The organism is Streptomyces sp. NPDC104313, assembly GCF_055583985.1.
Map to the genome: position 1 here is coordinate 83,898 of NZ_JBVJMW010000022.1, position 19,427 is coordinate 103,324.

Consider the following 19,427-nt stretch of genomic DNA (forward strand, 5'->3'; position numbering starts at 1 on the left):
CTGTCGGTGTGTCTGCCGAGACGGCGCGTCAACTGGCAGCCGCTTCGATGGCGTCGCCCCGAGGGAGATCACCACGGGCACGCACGCCGAGCTTCCGGAATATGCGGGTGAGGTGCTGCTCGACCGTGCTGACCGTGATTCCCAAGCCATCGGATATCTCTTTGTTGGTACGGCCTCCGGCCGCGAGAGCAGCCACCCTCCGTTCCGCCGGGCTCAGCAGACGCAAAGCCCGCTCTGTGGTTCCCTGCTCTCTTCTCGCGGACCCGATCGGCACGGGCCAGGCTGATCGCAGTTCCTCGGCGAAGGCTGGTGTCCCGCACTCCTCGGCAAGCCCGGCGGCGCGGCCGAGCAGTGCTTCTGCGCGGTCGAACCGTCCGGCTCGGGCGTGAGTGGTGCTGAGTTCGGCCAGCGCTCCGGCCAGCTGGAGCTGGTCGCCTGACTCCTCCAGGACTGCCACGGCCCCGGTCAGCAGACTGCCGCGCTGCGACGGGCGGCTCGCTGCGGCCAGGGCCCGCAGGGAGATCCCCCGGGTGCGGGAGAGCCCACCCCCTGCAAGCGCAAGCTGTTCGCGAGTGAGAGCAAGGGCACCTGCGGTGTCTCCCAGGGCGAGCCGCGCGCGGGCCGCCCCGGAGCGCCAAGGGACAAGTGCCGGCTGGTCCAGGCCCCACCGGGCCATCAGCTCACCGCAGTTGAGGAAATCGTCCAGCGCAGCCTGGGGCTGGCCGGTCGTCACGTAGTGACTGCCTCGAGCGTGCAGGTAGTACAGGCCGAAGCGGCTGTGGAACATGCCCGCCGGAAGTGGGACCTCGAGGTACCCAGCCGCCGCGGCGTGGTCGCCGATGTCGGTGTTGGCCTGGACGAGGTTGGCCAGCGGCCCGCCGATGCACACGCCCCAACTCTCCGGGGACACCTGAGCCAGGGCGGCCTCGGCGAGCTCCCGGGCCTGGAGCGGGCTGCCCTGACGCAGTGCGATTCCTGCTCGCAGCGAGGAGAATTCAGCGATCCAGAGGGGCACCCGGCGGCTGCGGGATTCCGCCAGCCAGTGGTCGCACCACCCGGCGGCCTCCTCGATCCGGTCCGCGAACAGCAGGGCGGAGACCGCGCAGGTGAGCCACTCGTGCGTGTTCCTCCCGAGTCGCATGGCCCGCATCGACGCCTGGGCGGCGGCGACGGCCTCCGGCCCCGCTCCCTGCCTCAGAACGTCGGAGAGTGCGGCCGCTCCCCTGCTGCGCGGGTCGCCGGGGAGGGAGTCCCTCTGCCGCGCCGACTTCGATCGCGAGCCACCGGGCACAAGTCCGGGGTAGGTTGCGGAGAGAAGTTCCCGGGTGGCGCGTGCCTCGGCGGCGGCCATCGGATCGGGCTCGTCCCCGCTCCGGATGATCCGTCCGATGGCATCCGCGGCCTCGTCGTACCTGCCGTGCCAGAGCAAGTACTTGGCCAGCATGAGGGAGTAGTGGTCGGGCAGTCGCCCGTCGCGTACCGCGTGGGCGAGCTCCATCAGATGCCTGGCGCCTATCGATGGGTCGAGTACCCACGCCGTACCGGCCAGCAGGGCCTTGATGTGTAGGCGCTCCGACTCGTCGCCGCACACCCGCAGGGCGGCTTCCAGGCAGCCCTGCGCCTCGGCCGGCCTGCTCGCCGCCAGGTGCCGTTCGGCGGCCTCCCGCAGCTGCGGTACGGCCCATGGGAAGCCGGAGGGTTCGCTGGCGACGAGCAGGTGCCGAGCGACCTCGACGGCCGACGCGCCCTCTTCGTAAAGAAGCGCCGAGGCCCGTCGGTGCAGCGCGGAGCGCTCCTCGCCGGTGACGCCGCCGAGGGCGGCGGTGCGCAGCGCCTGGTGGCGCGGCCGTCCTTCGGCGAGCAGGCCTGCGGTGTCCAGCGCCCGCATCCCGCGCGCCAGAACGGAACCTTCCACCCCGGCCAGCTGGGCCACCAGTTCCGGTGCGGCGCTGTCGTCGTGCAACACGGCGAGCGCCTCGGCGATGCGCAGCAGGGCCGGCCACCCTCGGTGCAGGCAACCTGTCACGGCGTCCAGGTACGCATCGCCGACCGTGAGCCGGGGCCCGGTCTCCCCGGCTCCCGTCGCGCCGGCCTTCGAAACTTCGGCCCCAAGGTGCCGACTGTCCTCCGCGAGCGCCCTTACCAGCAGCGGATTGCCGCCGCTGACCGCGTGGCAGTCGGCCGCCAGGGCCTGCGCGATACCGGTGGGGCAGTGCTGGGACAGGACTGCGGTCACTCCGGCGGGAGTCAGCCGCTCCACAGCCATCGGCCGGTAGCCGGGCTGGCGCAACAGCTCGGCGTGGAGCCGCGGATCGGCTGGCCGGGACAGTGTGCACTCGCTCATCACAAGCGTGATGCGAGCGGGGTTCAGCCTCCGCAGGAGGAACAGCATCCAGTGGACGGACAGCGAGTCCATGAACTGGACGTCATCGACGCACAGCAGCAGCGGAGTGAGTTCCGCGCTCTGTTCAACAGCGGCACACAGTCGTTGCAGGGTACGGGCGGTCTCCGGCTCGAGGGCGGACGGGCCGAGCTCCGTCACCGCCGAGCCCGCGCCGCCGCGCCCGGTAGGCCGGCCCGACAGTGCCGCCAGAGCCTTCCTGTCCTGGGGCGGAAGGTCCACGTACCGCAGCAACTGGCCGATTACGGCGCCGGGTGACTGCCGCTCGGCCAGTGAGCCGGCCGCACCGTGGACCTGGAAGCCCAGTCGGGCGGCACGGATGGCCACCTCGGCCAGGAACGCTGTTTTTCCGCAACCGATGCCGCCCGCGACGAGCGTCACCTGGCCCATGCCGTTGGCGCTCTGGCAGAGCATGTCCTCCAGTACAGCGAACTCTCGATCCCGTTCGACCAAGCGCATGATGCGTACCCCCTCGTGTAACGCCTGGATTCCCTGCGGACCCGCCGACTCCTGACGCTGGCCGGCTACAGCTGTACGTCCGCCCGGCCTCCTGCCGGGGCAGACTCGGGATCGGCGTCGGGTCGGGCCGCTGCCTCGACTTCCTCCGTCGCCGCCTTAGCCCGGATACGTGAGAGCAGGGGCCCCGTCATCACCGTGGTGACCACGGCCATGACCACCATCAGCGAATAGAGGGAGCCGTCCAGAAGGCCCAGATTGAGCCCCACCCCGAGGATGACCAGCTCGGTCAGGCCACGGGTGTTCATCAGCGCGGCAAGCGTCGCGGCCGACTGCCTCGGCAGCCGCTGCGACCGGGCTCCCACATAGGTGCCGCCGAACTTGCCCAGCACGGCCACAAGCAGGATCAGTCCGAGTTCGAGAAGGCCGGATGTGCCGATGCCGCCCAGGTCGACCTGGAACCCGGCGACCACGAAGTAGACCGGAAGCAGGAGCGAGGTCAGGTGCCCTGTACGGTCGTGGACGTCTGCCCGCAATGCCTCAGCGCCCTTCCTCGGCACCACGAGGCCGAAGAGGAAGGCGCCGAAGATGTGGTGCATGCCCATCGCCTCGGTCGCAGCAGCCGACAGCAGTGCCCCGATCACGACAACGGCAAAGACGAGTGGGGGGGCCGGCGCGGGCTTGCCGACCGGCGTGAGGTAACGGATCAGGAGCGGTCGTACGACGAACAGCATGACCGCCAGATACGGCAGGACAAGGGCGACCAGCCAATGGTTGCCCCCGGCCCCGACGGAGGCGTTGACCGCGGCGAGCGCCGCCCAGGCCACCACGTCGACGAATGCCGCTGTGGCCAGGGCGATTCCTCCGATGGCTGTGCGACTCAGACCGCGGTCGGCGATGATGCGGGCCAGCACCGGGAACGCCGTCACCGATACGGCCAGGCCGATGAAGACCACGAATGCCCCGGTATCGGATGTGTCATGACGGGCCAGCAGGACGAAGGCCAGTCCGATACCGAGGACGAACGGCACGACGGTCGAGCCGATCGCCGCCGCTACGGTCACCCGTCCGTTGCCCTTGAGTGTCTTGCTCTCGATCTCCAGACCGATGGCGAACATGAAGAGTGCGACGCCGAGGTTGGCGATCCCGATCAGCATCGGACGCACTTCGTGGGGAAAGAGCGTCTCGCTCATCGCCCCGTTGAGCAGGGTCGGGCCGAGCAGCACCCCTGCAAGGATCTCGCCGACGACCGGCGGCTGCTGAATCCGAGTCGCCAGGTATCCGAGGCCTCGCGCCATAATTATTATGAGCGCAATATCGAAGAAAAGTATCTGCAACTGATGGCTGGTCATTACCCCGTGGCCCTCATCAATCGGATGCAGCAGCATTTCGGACACACCTGTGGCAGCCGCGTCGCTGCGGCTGCCACAGGGACTATCAGGACTTCGCTATCTCCGGCTGCGACACATCCGCGATAAGGTCGTCCAGTCCGATGTGGAACATCGGGTGGTTTCCACTCAAGCCGGAAATCAGCGTGACGAAGTCATCCGCGGGCTTGCGCTCATGCTCGGGGTCGATCATCTCTTGCGCCAGACTGTGGTAGAACTCCTTGTACTTCGTCCGGTCATAGAACCGCTCAACGAATTCGCGAATCTCGTCGAAGAATCCCGAATACGCCGTGGCGTACCGGTCGAGTGCCTTGTTCTCGATCTCCGGGTGCTTGATGATCTGGTCGACGATCTGCGCCAGCGTGCTGCCGGCCAGTGACGCCAGGGCAACGCCGGTGGAGAACAGGGGGTCGACGAAGGCTGCGGAGTCGCCGACGAGAACCCAGCCGTCGCCGTAAAACCGGTCCGAGTGGTAGGACCAGTCCCGGGCCGTACGGAAGCCCGCAGACTGTCGCGCGTTGCCCAGCATGTGCTTGAGTTTGGTGGTCTTGCCCACCTCGGAACGGAACTGCTCCTCCAGGGACTGCCCGCCCTCTCCCGCGGTCGCGGAGCGCGTCACGTAGCCGACGCTGATGGTTCCCTTGTCGATCGGGATCGCCCAGAACCAGCCCTCGTCCAGGCCCTCGATCAGGATGTTCGTGTACTCGTCGCCTTCAAGGCGCTCGCAGTTGTCGTAATACGTCCACACCGCGACGTTGCGCAACTCCTCGTGCCACTTGACCTCAGTGAACCGACGACTGAGGACACGTGCCTGGCCGGAGGCGTCGACCACCAGGCCGGCTCGCACCTCCTGCACGCCATCCATGCCGCGGAGGGAGTAGCGGACGCCGACCACGCGGCCGTTCTCCTCGATGGGCTCCTTGACCGTCGCGTCCTCGATGATGTGTGCGCCCAGCTCACGGGCGCGGTCGAGGATCATCGCGTCCAGGTCGGCCCGGCGAGTATGGAACGCGTACGGGTACTTGCCCTTGAGGAATCCGAACTTCCACGGCACCTGGTTGTTACCCCATACGAGACTGCCACCGTACTTGCGCTCGAAACCGCGCTCGTCCATGCGCTCGATGAGCCCCATCTCTTCCATAGGGCGCATGAAAGCCGGAATGAGTGATTCACCGACGTGATAGCGCGGGAACCGTTCCCTGTCGAGCACGAGTACACGATGTCCTCGCTTGGCGAGGAGGCCGGCCGTCGTGGCTCCTGCCGGGCCACCCCCGATGACGATGACGTCATAGTCGGTGGAAATACCGAAGATGCTGGACGACATGCGTAGACCTTCCTCTAGTCCTAAGCAGAAGCAGACGACCGCGGAAATTTCTGTACCCGCCGCCTTGCGCCTCGTCAGTCTGCCTCGGACCAACTGAAGAGATACTGCATCCCGTCTGAAGATCTCCTGGTCAGTTCTGCATCTCCTCCAAAGGGTTAATTCCGGCCAAGCACGCGGGACCCTCCGACAGGAAGGTCCCAAAGGTTTGACGGGGGCCGGTCGGCAGCCTCCCAGGCGGCACGCACTCGGTGGAGAGGCTCGAGCGGCGGCTCGGCGGAGAGCAGGAACGTCGCCCAGTGCATCGGCGACATGATCCGCGCGCCGAGGTCCACACAGGCCTGGACTGCTTCCTCCGGGGAGGTATGGACGGGAGACAGCATCCAGCGCGGCTCGTACGCACCGATCGGCAGGAGCGCCACATCGATCTCCGGGTAACGGCTTCCGATCTCGGCGAACCAGTGGCCGTAGCCTGTGTCACCGGCGAAGTAGAGGCGCTGCTCGTCCGGCGCCGTCAGCACCCACCCGCCCCACAGGCTGCGGCAGGTGTCGGTCACGCCGCGTCGGCTCCAGTGGTGAGAAGGCACGAAGTCGAAGCGGACCGGGCCGGCTTCACCCTTCAACTCCACTGCCTCCCACCAGTCGAGCTCGGTGACCTGGGTGAACCGCCTGGCACGGACCCACTCGGCAAGTCCGGCCGGCACGAACACCGGAGTATCCCGCGGCAGTCTGTCGAGCGTGGGGACGTCCAAGTGGTCGTAGTGGTTGTGGCTGATGACCACGGCATCGACCGGCGGGAGATCCTCCCAGGCGATGCCGACCGGGGTCACCCGCCGGGGGGTTCCCACGATCCGCTGCGACCATACGGGGTCCGTGAGGACGGTCAGGCCACCGATCCGCACCACGTGACTGGCATGCCCGACCCAGGTCAGGGACAGGCCCCTGGGGCCGATATCGGGCAGCGGTCGCGGATCGAAGGGCAAGTCGGCGATCTGCTCACGGCCCTCGGCAGAAGGCCGCAGGCGCTCGCCGCGCAGCGTGAGCCGGACGAAATCGGTGACTCCGGGCAGAGGCGAGGTCAACCGGTCGGCAAACGATCTCGGCCAGCTACGGACCTCGCCCAGCGGCCGGGGCGGGGAAAGCGGAGGGTGGGCACTCATCGCTACTCCGATCGTCGCATGGCGCATCCTGGGCCTGGTCCGGTCATACGTGTACAGCGCCTGGACCAGGCCTGAATGCGATGCAGTAAGTGAGCCAGTTCTTCCTGAGCGCGGCTGTGTCCGGCACGGAAGGCGCCACCTCGCCCGGCGATGCCTCGCTGGGACCACTGCCGGACCCGGCTGGGCGGCGCGCAGAGCAGCCCTCGGCTACCCGCGCCAGAAGCCTGCGATACGTCAGATCAGCGTGCGGCGACAGATACGGTGCAACTCCAGGCGGAGAGGCGTCCTCGTACCGGATGTGAGCGGGTGTGGTGGCGGGTGGCGAGGCAGTGGTCGTGCATCCCCGCCGGGGTATTCGGGACCGGCCTCAGGAGGTGGATCCATCGCGCACGAGGGCGCCGTTCAGGACGCCGTCGATCATGTCCCGGATCTGTTCGTCCTCAAGCGGCCGTCCCTGCCCCAGGAAAAGCCGCAGGATCACGACTCCGCCCAGCATGTCAACCACCCCGGTGAGATTGACGTCCTGCCGCACATGGCCCTTTTCACGGCCGCGAAGCAGGACCGCCTTCACCGCGTCGCGCCACGGGCACACCCAGGATTCCATGTGCGTGGAAGGGAAGTTCGGGTCGCTGACGGCCTGGGCCGCAAGGTGCGGCAGAAGCCGCCCCTCGGGTGCCGTCAGCAGCCCGGTCCGGAGCCAGCAGGTCATGGCGAACAGATCCTCGTGAAGGTCTCCGGTCTCCGCTACGTCGAAATCGGCCATCAACGTGTCGAGAGCGTTGATGATCATTTCTTCCTTCGACTTCCAGCGCCTGTACACGGTCGCCCGGCCGACACCGGCCCGCCGCGCCACCTGTTCCATCGTCAGGCCCTGGAATCCGGACTCTCCGAGCAGCGTGACCGTCGCCTGGAGGATCGCGGAGTCCGCCTGCCTATTGCGCGGGCGCCCCATTCGGGGACCGGCCTGCCGACCTTCACGGACGTCATGCATCTATACCGTCAGCCCCTCCGTATGCGTGTCGACACGGTCCCAGTACGCCACGAAACCCCCATCATACGCGCTCGGGCGCAGGACGGACGGGTACGGACTCAAGCCCGTCCGACGCGTGGGGGACGGACTTCGACGGCATCCAGACGAACACCACTGCGGCGAGGAGGAGGAGTACAACGGACCCGCCGATCAGTGCCAGGTCCATACTGTCCACGTACGCTTGGCGCGCCGCCGTGGCGAGTGCCTCCCCCTTGGGACCGAGTTCCTGCGCGACACGCAGTGCCGCTCCGACCGTGTCGCCCGCTGCTTTCGCTGCCTCCTCGGGGAGGCCCCTGGTCGCGGACTCCATCTCGTCCCTGTACGCGGTTCCCAGCACGCTGCCGAGGACGGCGACCCCGATGACGCCGCCGACCTGCCGGAAGGCACTGGTGGAGCCGGAAGCCTCGCCCGACTTCTCGTCGGGAACGGTGGCGAGGGCGGTGTGCATCGCGATGGCCAGGGTCAGGCCGATACCAATCCCGAGCATGATCTGGCAGAGGGCCACTTGGGCGTCACTGGAGTCGACCTTCGTCGTCGTGAAGAGCAGCAGGCCACCGGCCATCAGGAGCAGCCCCACGGTCACCGGGCCACGCGGCCCCACCCGCGGAGCCAGCCGCTCGGCGGTACCAGCGCCCACCATCACGGCCAGGACGACGGGCAGCATCCGGACGCCGGTCCCGAGGGAGGAGTTGCCGAGCACGGCCTGAAGGTACGGGCTGAGCATGAACAGGAATCCGGTCATGGCGAAGTGGACGAAGAGCAGAGCCACCACGGCCGCACCGAAGTGCCGGTTCCGGAAGGCCAGTACATCCAGGAGCGGATGGGGCGTGGTCCGCTCCCGCAGCACGAAAAGGAGAAGGAGTACGAGTCCGGCCACGGAGCCGCCCAACGTCTCCGCGCTCAGCCAGCCTTCCTCTGGGGCCCGGGTCAAGGCGAAGGTGAGCGACCCCAGGCCGAGCACGGACAGCACTGCACCCTGCCAGTCGAAGGCGTGCTCGCGCTTCCCTGCGTGGTGGGGGAAGAGCAGCAGGCCGGCCACCATGGCCACGAGGAGGATCGGGATATTGATGAGGAAGACCGAACCCCACCAGAAGTGCTCCAGCAGCCAGCCGCCGGCCAGCGGGCCGATCGGCAGACCGAGAGCCACACCGGCCGACCAGATCGCCAGGGCCCGCGCCCGCTCCTTCGGCGCGAAGAGCACGGGCAGCATGGCGAGCGACACCGGGGTGACGATTGCCGCACCGAGGCCCATCAGCGCCCGGCCGAAGATCAACTCCCCTGAAGTTTCAGCGTACATGGCGTAGGCGGAGGCCAGACCGAAGACGGCCAGGCCCGCAATCAGCAGGCGCTTGCGGCCGATCCGATCCGCGAACACGCCGAAAGGCAACATGAGGCTCGCGAAGACCAGCAGGTAGGCGTTGTGGAACCACTGCAGGTCGGAGTTCGTGGCACCCAGAGCCTCCACGAGCTCCGGCATCGCCACATAGAGGATTGTCGCGTCGAGGCCATTGACCAGGACGCAGATGACGAGGACGCCAAGCGCCCACCATCGCTTCGGACTGCTCCAGACTGCGGGACCGGACACAGTGCTCTCCTTGAAGAGTTTTGATACGAGACTGACTCGTATCAAAGCATGGCCGCACCAGGCCCGCACCCCCTACTGTGCGCAAAGGGGTCAGCATTCAGCCATCTGGACGCGGGACCCCATGTCACCCTGCGCGCCCGCCAATTCGGCTTCCCCCTTGATCCTGACTGAGTGCCAGCCTTCGTGGGGTGTGCAGCGGAATGGTCGGGAGCTGTTCCTCTGTCAAGCCCGCCCCGTAGACACGGACCAGATCGTTCAGCCGGAACCTCGCCGGCCCCATGGGATCCAGCAGGCCGTGGTCCGCGATCGACTCGAGGAGGCTCGCAGCCCCGGCGGGGGTGACACCCATGAAGTGGACCGCAGACAGCGGACCGACTTCCTCCACGCCCGCCCTGCACAACACCCGGAACAGCTGGGCGGCCTCGTCCGAAAGGCTGCGGTAGCTGATCGCGATCGCGGAACGGATGCTCATACCGTCGTCGCCTTCGACTGCGAGCAGTTCCAACCGAGCGGCCGGGTCCTCATACATTGCGGCAAGTCGCTCCGGGCCCGCATACGGATCTCCGAGCAGCCTCCCGGCCGTGATCCTTATGGCCAGCGGCAGGTATCCGCACAACTCGGCGAGCCGCATCACGGCCGTCGGTCGGTCAGCCCCCTGCTCAACCCCGGTCAGCGCGAGGAGCAGAGCAGTGGCGGTCTCCCGGTCCAGAGGCTTCAAGCCGATCCGGTGGGCGCCGTACCTGGCCACCAGCCCACGCTGCGGCTGGCGGCTGGTGACGATCAGGCAGGCCGAACCCTGGGGTATCAATGGCCGTAACTGATCCGCACCCAGAGCATTGTCCAGTACGACAAGCATCCTCTTGCCGTGCAGAAGGCTGCGGTAGAGCATCACCCTGCCGTCGAGATCGGCGGAAAGGGACGCCCGCGCGATCCCTAGGTTCTGCAGGAGCTGACCCAGAACGTCGAAGGCAGTCAGCGAATGGTCGCCGGTTCCCCCGAGGTCCGCATAGAGGTGTCCGTCAGGGAAGCGGTCCAGGGATTCGTGTGCCAACTCCAAGGCGAGGGCGCTCTTGCCGACGCCCGGAGGCCCGTCGATGGCCAGGATCGGAGTCGCCCGGCCGCGTTCGGGGCTGTCCCGGATGAGCATCTCCCGCACCTGGCGCAGCTCGGCGCTCCGGCCGACGAAGACGTTGGCACGCGAGGGAAGATGGCTCGGCATGAAGTCGGCCAGAGCCGTAGACACGGCTCCCCTCTTGGCCTGCGGGGGAACCGTGTCCCGCTGCGGGACACGCGGTGGCGGGGATCCCTCGACCGTACCGGCGAGAATCCGGGCGTGCAGACTACGCAGCTCGGCCCCCGGCTCGATACCCAGTTCCTCATCGAGGTAGGTACGGGTCTCGCTGTAGGCCTGAAGGGCGTGCGCCTGCCGACCGCACCGGGAGAGAGCGAGCATCAGCAGGTAACGGAGTTTCTCACGGAGTGGCTCCTGCACGATCGCCTCGTTCAGTACGACAACCGCCTCTTCGCTCTTCCCCGCGGCGATCATGCCGCCGTTCCACTCTTCCACGGCCGCGAACCGCATCTCGCGCAGCCTGACACGCTCCATTGCGGCGAACGGCCCCGGCACCCCTGCGAGTGCCTCTCCGTGCCACAGCCCCAGCGCCATCCCCAGCCGCTCGAATGCGGCCTCGGGTCGGCCGGCGGCCGCCATCCGGCGGGCTTCCTCACGCTGGCGCACAAAGAGGGCCGCGTCCACCGCTTCGACAGGTAGCCGTAATTCGTATCCGTCCGACCTGGTGACCAGTAGCTCCCCAGGCTCCCTGTTGGCACGCACCGGATCCAGTGCCCGGCGCAGTGCCGCGACATAGGTGTGGACACCGTTCGCAGCAGTGACAGGTGGTTCCGGCCCCCACAGTGCGTCGATGATCTGCTCGCGCCTCACCACAACCCCACAGTGGGTGGCAAGTAATGCGAGCAAAGCCTTCTGCTTGGGCGGACCGATGACTATCTCCTCATCGTGACACCACACTCGGAGAGTGCCCAGCAGTTGCACGGACAGGGTACTGCTCGTTGTATCTGACATCCAGACAACTCCGCTCACTGTGGCGTCGAAGCAACCGCTATTGCCGGACCCTTGAGATCTTGAGGCCCGGTTGCGGCGTGCCCTGAGGGCTCGCGAGTTACATAGGGATTCAAAAGAGGTCGCTGCAGCATCGGGCTGCCCGGAATCGGACATCTCCAGGCAGGCCGAAGAGTGGCTTTCGGTTCGCATAGCGGAATACAGATGGATCAACCGTGTCGGCAGCACGAACCCAGGATCCGAAAACTGCAAGGAACGTACGCTCGTCGGTGGTCCCGGTTCAGGGTGCCCCTTCGACTCGACGGGCGACCCCGATGCCCCGAGCCACGGCAACACGCCTCCCCCCGCCCCCACTCAACCACGTACGGGGCATGTCGATCACCCGCCGGAAGTACGGGCAACCGTTCTTCGCCGCACCGGACTCGGGCGCCGCCTCGGCGATAGGGCATCGACCTATAGCTGCTCGCGGAATGCGGACCAAGGAACCAAGAGCAGGGGCCACTCCTGCCCACACGCTGAACACGCGACGCCGCAAGGACCTCCGCCTGCCTGACGCGCCCAGCCTGCAGCGGGCAACCGGCATCATGACACCCCCCGCAATACCCCGGACGTCGTGCGCCTGCTGCTCGACAGGTGTGTGTGCAGCAAGACGCGGAGCGGATGCGAACGAAGATCACCGGCACCGCAGTACACCAATCGCTCCACCTGTCCACACCTTTTCCCCACCCCCAAACAGCTTGGCGATCGGTGGGTTCACTGGCTTCTTGCCGCACTGCGGGAGGCGACAGCCGCAGCCGTAGGGTTGCAAGCAGACCAGGACCATCTCGCCGACCCCGACATTGCGGCGGAAAAGGGCGTTGCCCTCCTAGCTGACGGGGCATGCGGGTATGCAACCGATGCGCGGTACCTGCAACGGTAAATTTCAGATTCAGGGCGAAACCGATGCTCAGCGTTGAGCTCAGTGTCGACATTTCTCCCACGCGCGCATACCCCCAATGCGGTTGTGAAAATAGATCTGTAAACGACTAGCCGAGATCGTCCCTCCCACACAGAAGCGCCGTGCGCGAACCTTGGGCGCCTACTGGCCAACCGAGAGCCCATGACATCGCCCTGCGGCCCTCCCCGAGGAGTCGCGGACCTTGGGCAGCGCACGGAGCCAGGCGCCGACGCGCACTTCGTGTTCGCGAGCGCTTACGCCTCGGCGGGCACCGCACAGATCTTGCTGCACCCACCCTCGCGATGTCAACAATAGTTATCACCTCCGCGAGTCGACCCCTTGCCGCAGGGTTTTCCGATCTTGGTGCTGGTTACACTTGCTCCGACAACTGTCGGCTGAGAGAGTCCGTTTTGCAGCGACCATCGGACCGCGAAGGGCAGCCCTCGCCCCTTCCCCTGACAGGGACACAGCAGGGACGATCACAGCAAGCGCCCCAGTGAACAACGGCGATGCGCCAGCAGTTTCGGCACGCGCAGCACGGCAGGAGAGTGACTATGAGCGGCTCAGGGGACGAGTGGTCGGCACTGATCGCGGAGCGCATCGGATTCCTGTTCGACCGCATCTACCCCCGCAGCGGGCGTCCGCAGACGAATGAGGAAGTCAGCCTGGCCACCGGGATCCCCGTAGCTGACCTGCAGAAATTGCGTGCCGGCATGCCGCTGGAAGTAGCCTCAGGGGCGGAAATCTTCGTCAGCAGGCTGGAGTACCTGCTGAAGACACGTGTGACGGAATCCGGGAAGCGTCACTCTCTCGAGAGCGTAGCGAAGGCATGTGGCGGTAAGACCAGGGTCTGGCTCTTCAACCTGCGGTCAGGAAAGAGCAAGCCAACCCTTGAGTCCACGGTGTCGCTGTGCAACGTGTTCAAGGTCGACCCTCCGTTCTTCACCGACGAACCGCTGCAGGCGCTCGCCCGCCACTTCGGCGTCGAGGCAGGAGCCGCGTTCTTCACCCTTCCCGAGGACGACTCCGCGGTACGGGACACCAAGCGGGGAGTGGAGCTGCTGGTGCAGTTGCGTGAACTCGGTGCCGGAGCAGTTCTGAACCGCTACCTCGGAACGCTGCCGGATCCCGAGCAGTAGTCCCTGGGTCAGCCATGGGGCGGGGCGCGCGTGAAGTTGGATTGTTCCGGACGGGCTGTTGGAAATCGCGCGGCCGCTGATCCCGCCGTCGAAGGTCTGGACGACGTCGGCCTCTCTACGGCAAACAACCACGACAGCCTCGCGCTGAAGCCGATGATCGAGCGCCACCATGTGAGACAGGACCCTGCCGCGGCCTCTAATTCAAACCCAAGCGTCTCCACGCAGGCACGCCCCGGCCTCGATCTTTCGTGACGGTCCGTCGGTTTGTCCGGCGGGCCGTTTCGGCGTTGTGGGCTGGTCGCGGGTAGGCCGGTGGCCCGGCTGTCGCGTCGGGTGAGCGCCGGGTTCCACGGCTCCGGTGTGGTGATCAGGCTTGTTGGGACGGACAACCGTGCGGGTCAGCCTGGGTTCGGGAGGGCGTCAAGTCGCTGGATTGCGTTGGTGATCACGTCGGTCCAGGGCCAGTGACGGCCGAACCTGAGGTGTCGGCGGCGGGCGGTGGTGACGAGATGGGCTGCGGCGGAGAACGGTCGTAGCCGGAGCCGGCGGGGTTCCCAGAGGCGGGGTTTGCCGGTCAGGGCGAGCATCGACAGCCAGGCCGGCAGGTCGAGTGCGAGTTGGACGATCTCCAGCCAGATTTGGTTCTGGTCACTCTTGTGCATGGCAGGTTGCGCAGGCCGGCGGCGCGGGCGGCCCGGATGCGGTCCTCGGCCCTCGCCCGCTGGCGGTGCCGCAGTTCGAGTGCGGCGATCGGACTATCGGTGGTGCTGGTGGCGAACGCGGTGAGTCGCAGCCCGTCGGCGTCGGTGATCCGCAACTGGGCACCGAGGTGCGGTCGTTCCTTGCGGACGATCAACCGCGTCCCCTTCGGCCGGCCTTTCAGGCAGTCGCCTTCCAGCTCGGCCACCCAGGCACCGTCGCGGATCTCACCGCCCGGCTCGGTCGCGGGTGTCCAGGCCGGGGAAGGCACCTTCAGCACGGCCTGGTGGACGGAGTCGGTGATGGTCATGCCGACCGAGTACGACAGCCACCGTCCGCGCTTCGCGAGCCAGGCCACGAATTCGTGCGTCCCGCCAGCGGAGTCGGTACGAATGAGTGTGCTCCGTCCGCGCCGGTGACGTTTCGGGAGTTGGGTCAGGGAGAGTTGGGTGGCGGTGATGTGGTCGGCGGCGGTGTTGCTGCCCGCGTTCCCGGGCCGCAGCAGCGCGGCCACCGGCTCTCCGGTCCCGCCTCTTCCGTGGTCGACGAACCCCATCAGCGGGTGATGGCCGTAGGCCTTCTTCCAGGTCGCGGCCGCGTCCTGCTTGTCGGAGTGCGCGAGCACGAGCACCCCGTCCAGGTCCACGATCACCTGCCCGCACGCGTCCGGTGCTGACGGACCGACCAACTTCCAGACGTGATCACGCACGTCGGTCCGTGCAGAGTGGATCGCGGTCAGCGCCTTCAGCCCGGCCGCAGCGAGCTTGTCGATGAGCCGGGAGACGGTTGGGTCGGAGGCCACCGGGCCGAACACGGACGGCCCGGCCCGCTGCATGCCCGCATCGGCCAGGCAGTCCCCACCGAGTGCGACCGCCAGGGCCACATCCAGCACGATCTTGCCCGGATCATGCACCGCCCGAGGTCGCCGCCACGGTGCGAGCGCCCCCGATATCGCCCGGTCCAGACCAGATTTGCGGATCGTCTCGACCAGCAGCACCGCACTGGCCTGCGAGACCACCGAACGGCCATCCTCCCCGACGCGGACGCGCGGGTAGGACCCGATACTCTTCTTCACCTGGGAAGTGCCTCCGGCGGTGGCAGGAACAAGGACCTCGAAAATCCTCATTCTTGCTGGTCAGAGGACCTGTCGCTTACCTGATCACCTGCCGAACACCGCGCTTCATGAAAGCGCGAGGCTAGGCTCCACAGTCAACTCCAGAGGCACCACCTCGCTGTCCCCGCCCCCTCGCCGCTACGGGAAATCCCGCATGAATCCGCCGTCCTTGCGTTCACACCAGCCCGACCGTCACGCCCCGCCTACCTGGCCCAAGCGGCCACGTCTCCGAGTTGCCCAACACCCCTGCTGAGACGAAACGCTGTTCTAGTCATGTTCCCTGTCAGGGGACTGAGCCCACCACGCACCCAGGGCCACCAAGTTGTTGGTGCCGGTGGCCTGGTATATGCGGTTGAGCAGGTTCGTCAGGGAGCGCTCGCTGATGCCAACTTTTCTGGCTATCTCCGACCGCGTCATGTTCATCATGAGCATGCGAATAAAAGCGCGCATGTCGGAATTCGTCACCATTTCACCGGTGCCCTGGCATCGTCCCCCCCTCCAGGGTTCCGCTCGCGCCCACACCTGCTCGTAGAAGGCGGCAATGAGCGAGACGACCACTGGTTGCGTGATGAAGAAGGCAACCGCTACGCCGCCGAAGTCCTCCGGCGCTTCGATCACTGCGCATTTCCTATCCGCAATGATCATTCGAAAATAGTCCGGAACCCGCGTGCGCACCTCGGCGCCTGCAGCTGTCATCCTGGCCACCCAAGCCGCTTCCGGATCGCGGACTCGGGCGGAGTTGGGGTACAGCGTCCGGAACTCCAGACCTCGCTGAGCGATGCCTAAGTCCCTCTGGATCGACGCGTTCAGGATGCTCGCGGATCGATCGACCGGGCGCGCGGTCCAGAGACAGGTCTCAATCTCGGCCGTCATGCGGGCGAGCGCATCGTTCGCCTCGTCGACAGTGGCTAGGCGCTCGATGCCACCGACCGCCTGGGGGGCTGGCCGGGATGCCAAGTCGGCTAGCAGGTCCGGTACCTGACTCATCCGCTCTAACCGACCACGCAGATCCGCAATCTCACTCTGAACAATCGACCGTTCGACTTGCATGAGGTCGCGCGCCGCGTATCGCCCCTCCACGAAGAGTGACGGCGCTATCAAGCCACTAGCGAGTAATTCAGAAAGGGCGGGACCGTCCTCGGTGGCCAGGATAAGTCCACCCTCCGCGATCCGCGCATAGACAGCCCGGGCCCGGGCCGACAGGTGCAGCCGGTCCACACGCCCCCGAAATCCGCGCACTTCTTCCATGTCCCCCCACGCACGGGCTTCCGATCCAGGAATTGCGCCAGCAGGAACCCGATACCGCTTGATCAATGCCGTAGGGACCGTACAGGCTACCCACTGCGACTCTCTAGGTGGACACGCCCCCCCGATCAGGTTTGTCCCCGTTGGCAGAGTCGATGGCCCAGACATGCACCCCAAGAGAGTTGAGGCGACATGCGTGACACCGGACAGGCGAGGGCGGTATCTAGATTCGCCATGGCTAGTGCCACTTTGATCGCTACGATAGCCCTCGGTGACCCTGCGGCCGCCGACTCGAAGTGGGACATTTCGACATCTCAGTTGACGGCTGGACCGCGCTCCGGTGACGCCCAGTGCATCTGCCTCCCCGCGGCCCGATTCGCGCTGGAACCTGCCACCTGTGCCTCGTTCGTTTTGCCCATCTGCTGGGATGCGAGCCGCATTCCAGTCGTCTTGGCCTAAGCAGAGTCGTGGGCGATCCACGAATCACGAATCAGGAACCGCCGCGTCTGGTCCGGCACGATGCCGTAGCTGATGCCCAGACCTCTCATCGGCTGCACATCGCAGCGGGCAGCAGCCCGGAGCTCAGGAAGAGAGGGTTCGTTGTGGTCGGGGTCCGAGAGGCCGTGAGCCTCTTCTCCAGTACGGTCCGGGAAGTCCGTTCCCTGCGCAGGCAGCGCACCCGCCTCTCCTCCGCCCTCAGGCTTCCCCCTCATCCCACACTCGAAGAGGTCCGCGCCGCTGTCGCAGACAGCTGTGGGATCCCGATTCGAATCGTCTACCTCCCGCTGCAGCATCCGTTTACAGGGGGGCTGCTTCACAGCCCTAACGAGCTGACCATCGTGGTGGACGAGCGCTCGCCGGCGATTCTCCAGCACTTCGTCATCGCTCACGAACTCGCACACGCCTTCCTCGGCCACGACCCGCAGAGTATGGGACATGAGCTACAGGAACACCTGCTGGCAAGCCTCCTCCCAACCCTCAATCCACGCATCAGCAGAATGATGCTGGGGCGCAGTTACTTCGATAGCCCCCATCCGAACTACTCCCACGGTGAGACCCCTCCGGAACGGGAAGCCGAGACACTTGGACGCCTCATCGTCAGCATGATCACCAGCACGGGCGGCGGCTCGCCCACATCTGCAAGCTCTGCCTTACGCCACAGAGAGAACTAATGTCTGAGAGCACAGCGAACATCGTCTACCTCATCATCGTGGCCGTGGCGTCCTGCACCACGACGGCGAAGATCACAGCGTGGCGACGAGAGCGATCACCGGCCCTGCGCCTGATCGCCGTGTGCTCGACGATCGGGGTGGGGGCCTTCCTGATAGCCACACCGCTCGTCTGGCGTGGCATCGCCCGTGTCACGGGAAGCGCAAACGTCGCCGAACTCGCAGTCTTCTTCTGCATCCTCGCGTTCTTCGCCCACACTCACGTGATGTCGCTGTTGTGGCAGCCCTCGTTGAAGGTGGCGTCCCGTCACAGCCCCACAGCGTGGCCCATCGGGGTCTACTGCATCGTGGCCGTCACCATGGTCGTCGGTTTCCTCGTCGGTGAACTCAACGACGCGCCTCACCCCATGGATTTCAACATCGCCTACGCGCAGGACCCGGGTGCGTTGCTGATGCTGACCGCATTCCAGCTAGGACTCGCGTACGCCTCAATCTCCACCGCCCTCCGTTTCCGCCGACACGCCCTCTCCTCGCAAGACGACCCCCTGGTAAGCCGTGCTCTGGTGCACATCAGCCTCGCCACATGGTTCATCTTCGGCTACGTCGCGTGTGTGGCACCTGCCACCGTCTCAGGGGCTCTGGGCTGGCACGGTCTGGACGCCCTGCACGCTCTGGGGCCGGTGTCCGGCACGATCGGCGCCCTGATCATCAACTGGGGTTTCTCCGGCGCTGCGATCGCAACCTGGCGCGCGGATCGCCGTGACTACCTAGCCCTCGCCCAGCTGTGGCAATTGACCCGCCGGGCCAATCCGCGGATCACCCTGAACGAGCCCAACAAAGTCGCCGACCTGGGTCTCCTGTACGTCCGTGACTGGCACCTCGTAACGCGGATGGCGGACATCCTCAGCTCGGTCCGGAGCTTGTACGGGCACTTCTCCGATGGCCCGGTCCTGCACATCAGCGAGCTTGCCCAGTCCGAGGGCTGGGCGCCGGAGGATGAACAGGCCGCCGCTGCCGCGGCACTCATTCTCCGGGCCGTCGCCCTCACCGAGAGCGGCACGGCACCTGAGGCCGAGACAGACCAAACGCTGCCCGGCGGAAGCCTGGAGCCATCGGCACAACGGGCCCATCTGGTCAAGGTCGCACGGCTCTTGAACCATCCAGGTGTTCTGTCGGCAGCAGGGCTGGACGACAAGGGGCGGCTCACCGCAGCGCCCTAAAGACGACACTTCGATGATCGGAAAGTCCTCAGTGACCTCTTTCATCCTCTGTATCCGCAGATCAGGAGGGTGTGGACGGCGGCGACGATGCGTCCAATGCGGTTGGTCGAGCAGCGGGCTCGACGAAGTCGGCGCCAGGTCTTCAGCTGTGCGAAGGCGGGTTCGCCTGGTACGCGGAGCCGGGCGTGGTTCCGGTTGTACCGCTGGTAATGCCCGGGCAGTTCGTGGTGGTGGTAGTAGGGGGCGCGTACGGTGGCGTCGGCGCCCTGGTAGGCGCGGTCGGCCAGGACGAGGATCTGGCGGGTGAGGCAGTTCTCGATCACGCCATGAGCGCGGGCGGCGGTCAGGTCGTGAGTGCGTCCAGGCAAAGCCCGGGAGAACCACAGGGGTGAACCGTTCCGGGTTCGGTAGAGACTCGATTCCGTGAAAGGATTGAGTCATGGCACGCCCCTCCTCCTATCCCCTTGAGCTGCGCAAACGAGC

11 protein-coding genes and 2 pseudogenes are annotated in these 19,427 nt (G+C 66.4%); 3 read left to right on the forward strand and 10 right to left on the reverse strand.

Features of this window, described 5'->3' with window-relative positions; genetic code table 11:
- Positions 1–28 precede the first annotated feature (28 nt).
- The 7 genes from ACZ60Q_RS33610 to ACZ60Q_RS33640 form a co-directional block, all read right to left on the reverse strand.
- Complete coding sequence (locus ACZ60Q_RS33610; protein ID WP_469641358.1) at positions 29–2,860, reverse strand: AAA family ATPase; 2,832 nt, start codon at positions 2,858–2,860, stop codon at positions 29–31.
- A gap of 65 nt (positions 2,861–2,925) precedes the next feature.
- A complete protein-coding gene (locus ACZ60Q_RS33615; RefSeq protein WP_469641359.1) occupies positions 2,926–4,245 on the reverse strand; it encodes a cation:proton antiporter domain-containing protein in 1,320 nt (439 codons plus the stop codon).
- Between the two features lie 49 nt (positions 4,246–4,294).
- Positions 4,295–5,569, reverse strand: a complete 1,275-nt coding sequence (locus tag ACZ60Q_RS33620; protein ID WP_469641360.1) for an NAD(P)/FAD-dependent oxidoreductase — start codon at positions 5,567–5,569, stop codon at positions 4,295–4,297.
- A 155-nt stretch (positions 5,570–5,724) separates the two neighbouring features.
- Positions 5,725–6,753, reverse strand: coding sequence for an MBL fold metallo-hydrolase (locus tag ACZ60Q_RS33625; RefSeq protein ID WP_469641361.1), 1,029 nt, complete (start codon positions 6,751–6,753; stop codon positions 5,725–5,727).
- 340 nt (positions 6,754–7,093) lie between these two features.
- Positions 7,094–7,717 (reverse strand): TetR/AcrR family transcriptional regulator, encoded by a 624-nt coding sequence (locus ACZ60Q_RS33630; protein WP_469641362.1) that lies wholly within the window; start codon positions 7,715–7,717, stop codon positions 7,094–7,096.
- Positions 7,718–7,778: 61 nt separating this feature from the next.
- Positions 7,779–9,341 carry an MFS transporter gene (locus ACZ60Q_RS33635; RefSeq protein ID WP_469641363.1) on the reverse strand — a complete coding sequence of 521 codons (1,563 nt, stop codon included), beginning with the start codon at positions 9,339–9,341 and terminating at the stop codon, positions 7,779–7,781.
- 124 nt (positions 9,342–9,465) lie between these two features.
- The gene (locus ACZ60Q_RS33640; RefSeq protein ID WP_469641364.1) at positions 9,466–11,394 is read right to left on the reverse strand and encodes an AfsR/SARP family transcriptional regulator; all 1,929 of its coding nucleotides are present in this window, start codon (positions 11,392–11,394) and stop codon (positions 9,466–9,468) included.
- Between the two features lie 1,518 nt (positions 11,395–12,912).
- On the opposite strand from ACZ60Q_RS33640, the gene ACZ60Q_RS33645 reads away from it, so the two are divergent.
- Positions 12,913–13,497, forward strand: a complete 585-nt coding sequence (locus tag ACZ60Q_RS33645; protein ID WP_469641365.1) for a hypothetical protein — start codon at positions 12,913–12,915, stop codon at positions 13,495–13,497.
- A 398-nt stretch (positions 13,498–13,895) separates the two neighbouring features.
- Here the strand turns inward: ACZ60Q_RS33645 and ACZ60Q_RS33650 are convergent.
- A pseudogene (locus ACZ60Q_RS33650) lies at positions 13,896–15,271 on the reverse strand (IS1380 family transposase).
- A gap of 306 nt (positions 15,272–15,577) precedes the next feature.
- Entirely contained in the window at positions 15,578–16,558 is a 981-nt protein-coding gene (locus ACZ60Q_RS33655) for a hypothetical protein (protein WP_469641366.1), read from the reverse strand.
- 464 nt (positions 16,559–17,022) lie between these two features.
- Here ACZ60Q_RS33655 and ACZ60Q_RS33660 point away from each other — a divergent pair, with 464 nt between their 5' ends.
- Together ACZ60Q_RS33660 and ACZ60Q_RS33665 are read left to right on the forward strand one after the other, a co-directional pair.
- Positions 17,023–17,727: an ImmA/IrrE family metallo-endopeptidase gene (locus tag ACZ60Q_RS33660; RefSeq protein WP_469641367.1), complete on the forward strand. Its 705-nt coding sequence runs from the start codon at positions 17,023–17,025 to the stop codon at positions 17,725–17,727.
- Entirely contained in the window at positions 17,727–18,944 is a 1,218-nt protein-coding gene (locus ACZ60Q_RS33665; RefSeq protein ID WP_469641368.1) for a DUF6545 domain-containing protein, read from the forward strand. Before ACZ60Q_RS33660 ends, ACZ60Q_RS33665 begins: the two co-directional genes overlap by 1 nt.
- 41 nt (positions 18,945–18,985) lie before the next feature.
- On the opposite strand, the pseudogene ACZ60Q_RS33670 reads toward ACZ60Q_RS33665, so the two are convergent.
- Positions 18,986–19,345, reverse strand: a pseudogene (locus ACZ60Q_RS33670) (transposase family protein); the annotation flags it as partial.
- Positions 19,346–19,427 lie beyond the last annotated feature (82 nt).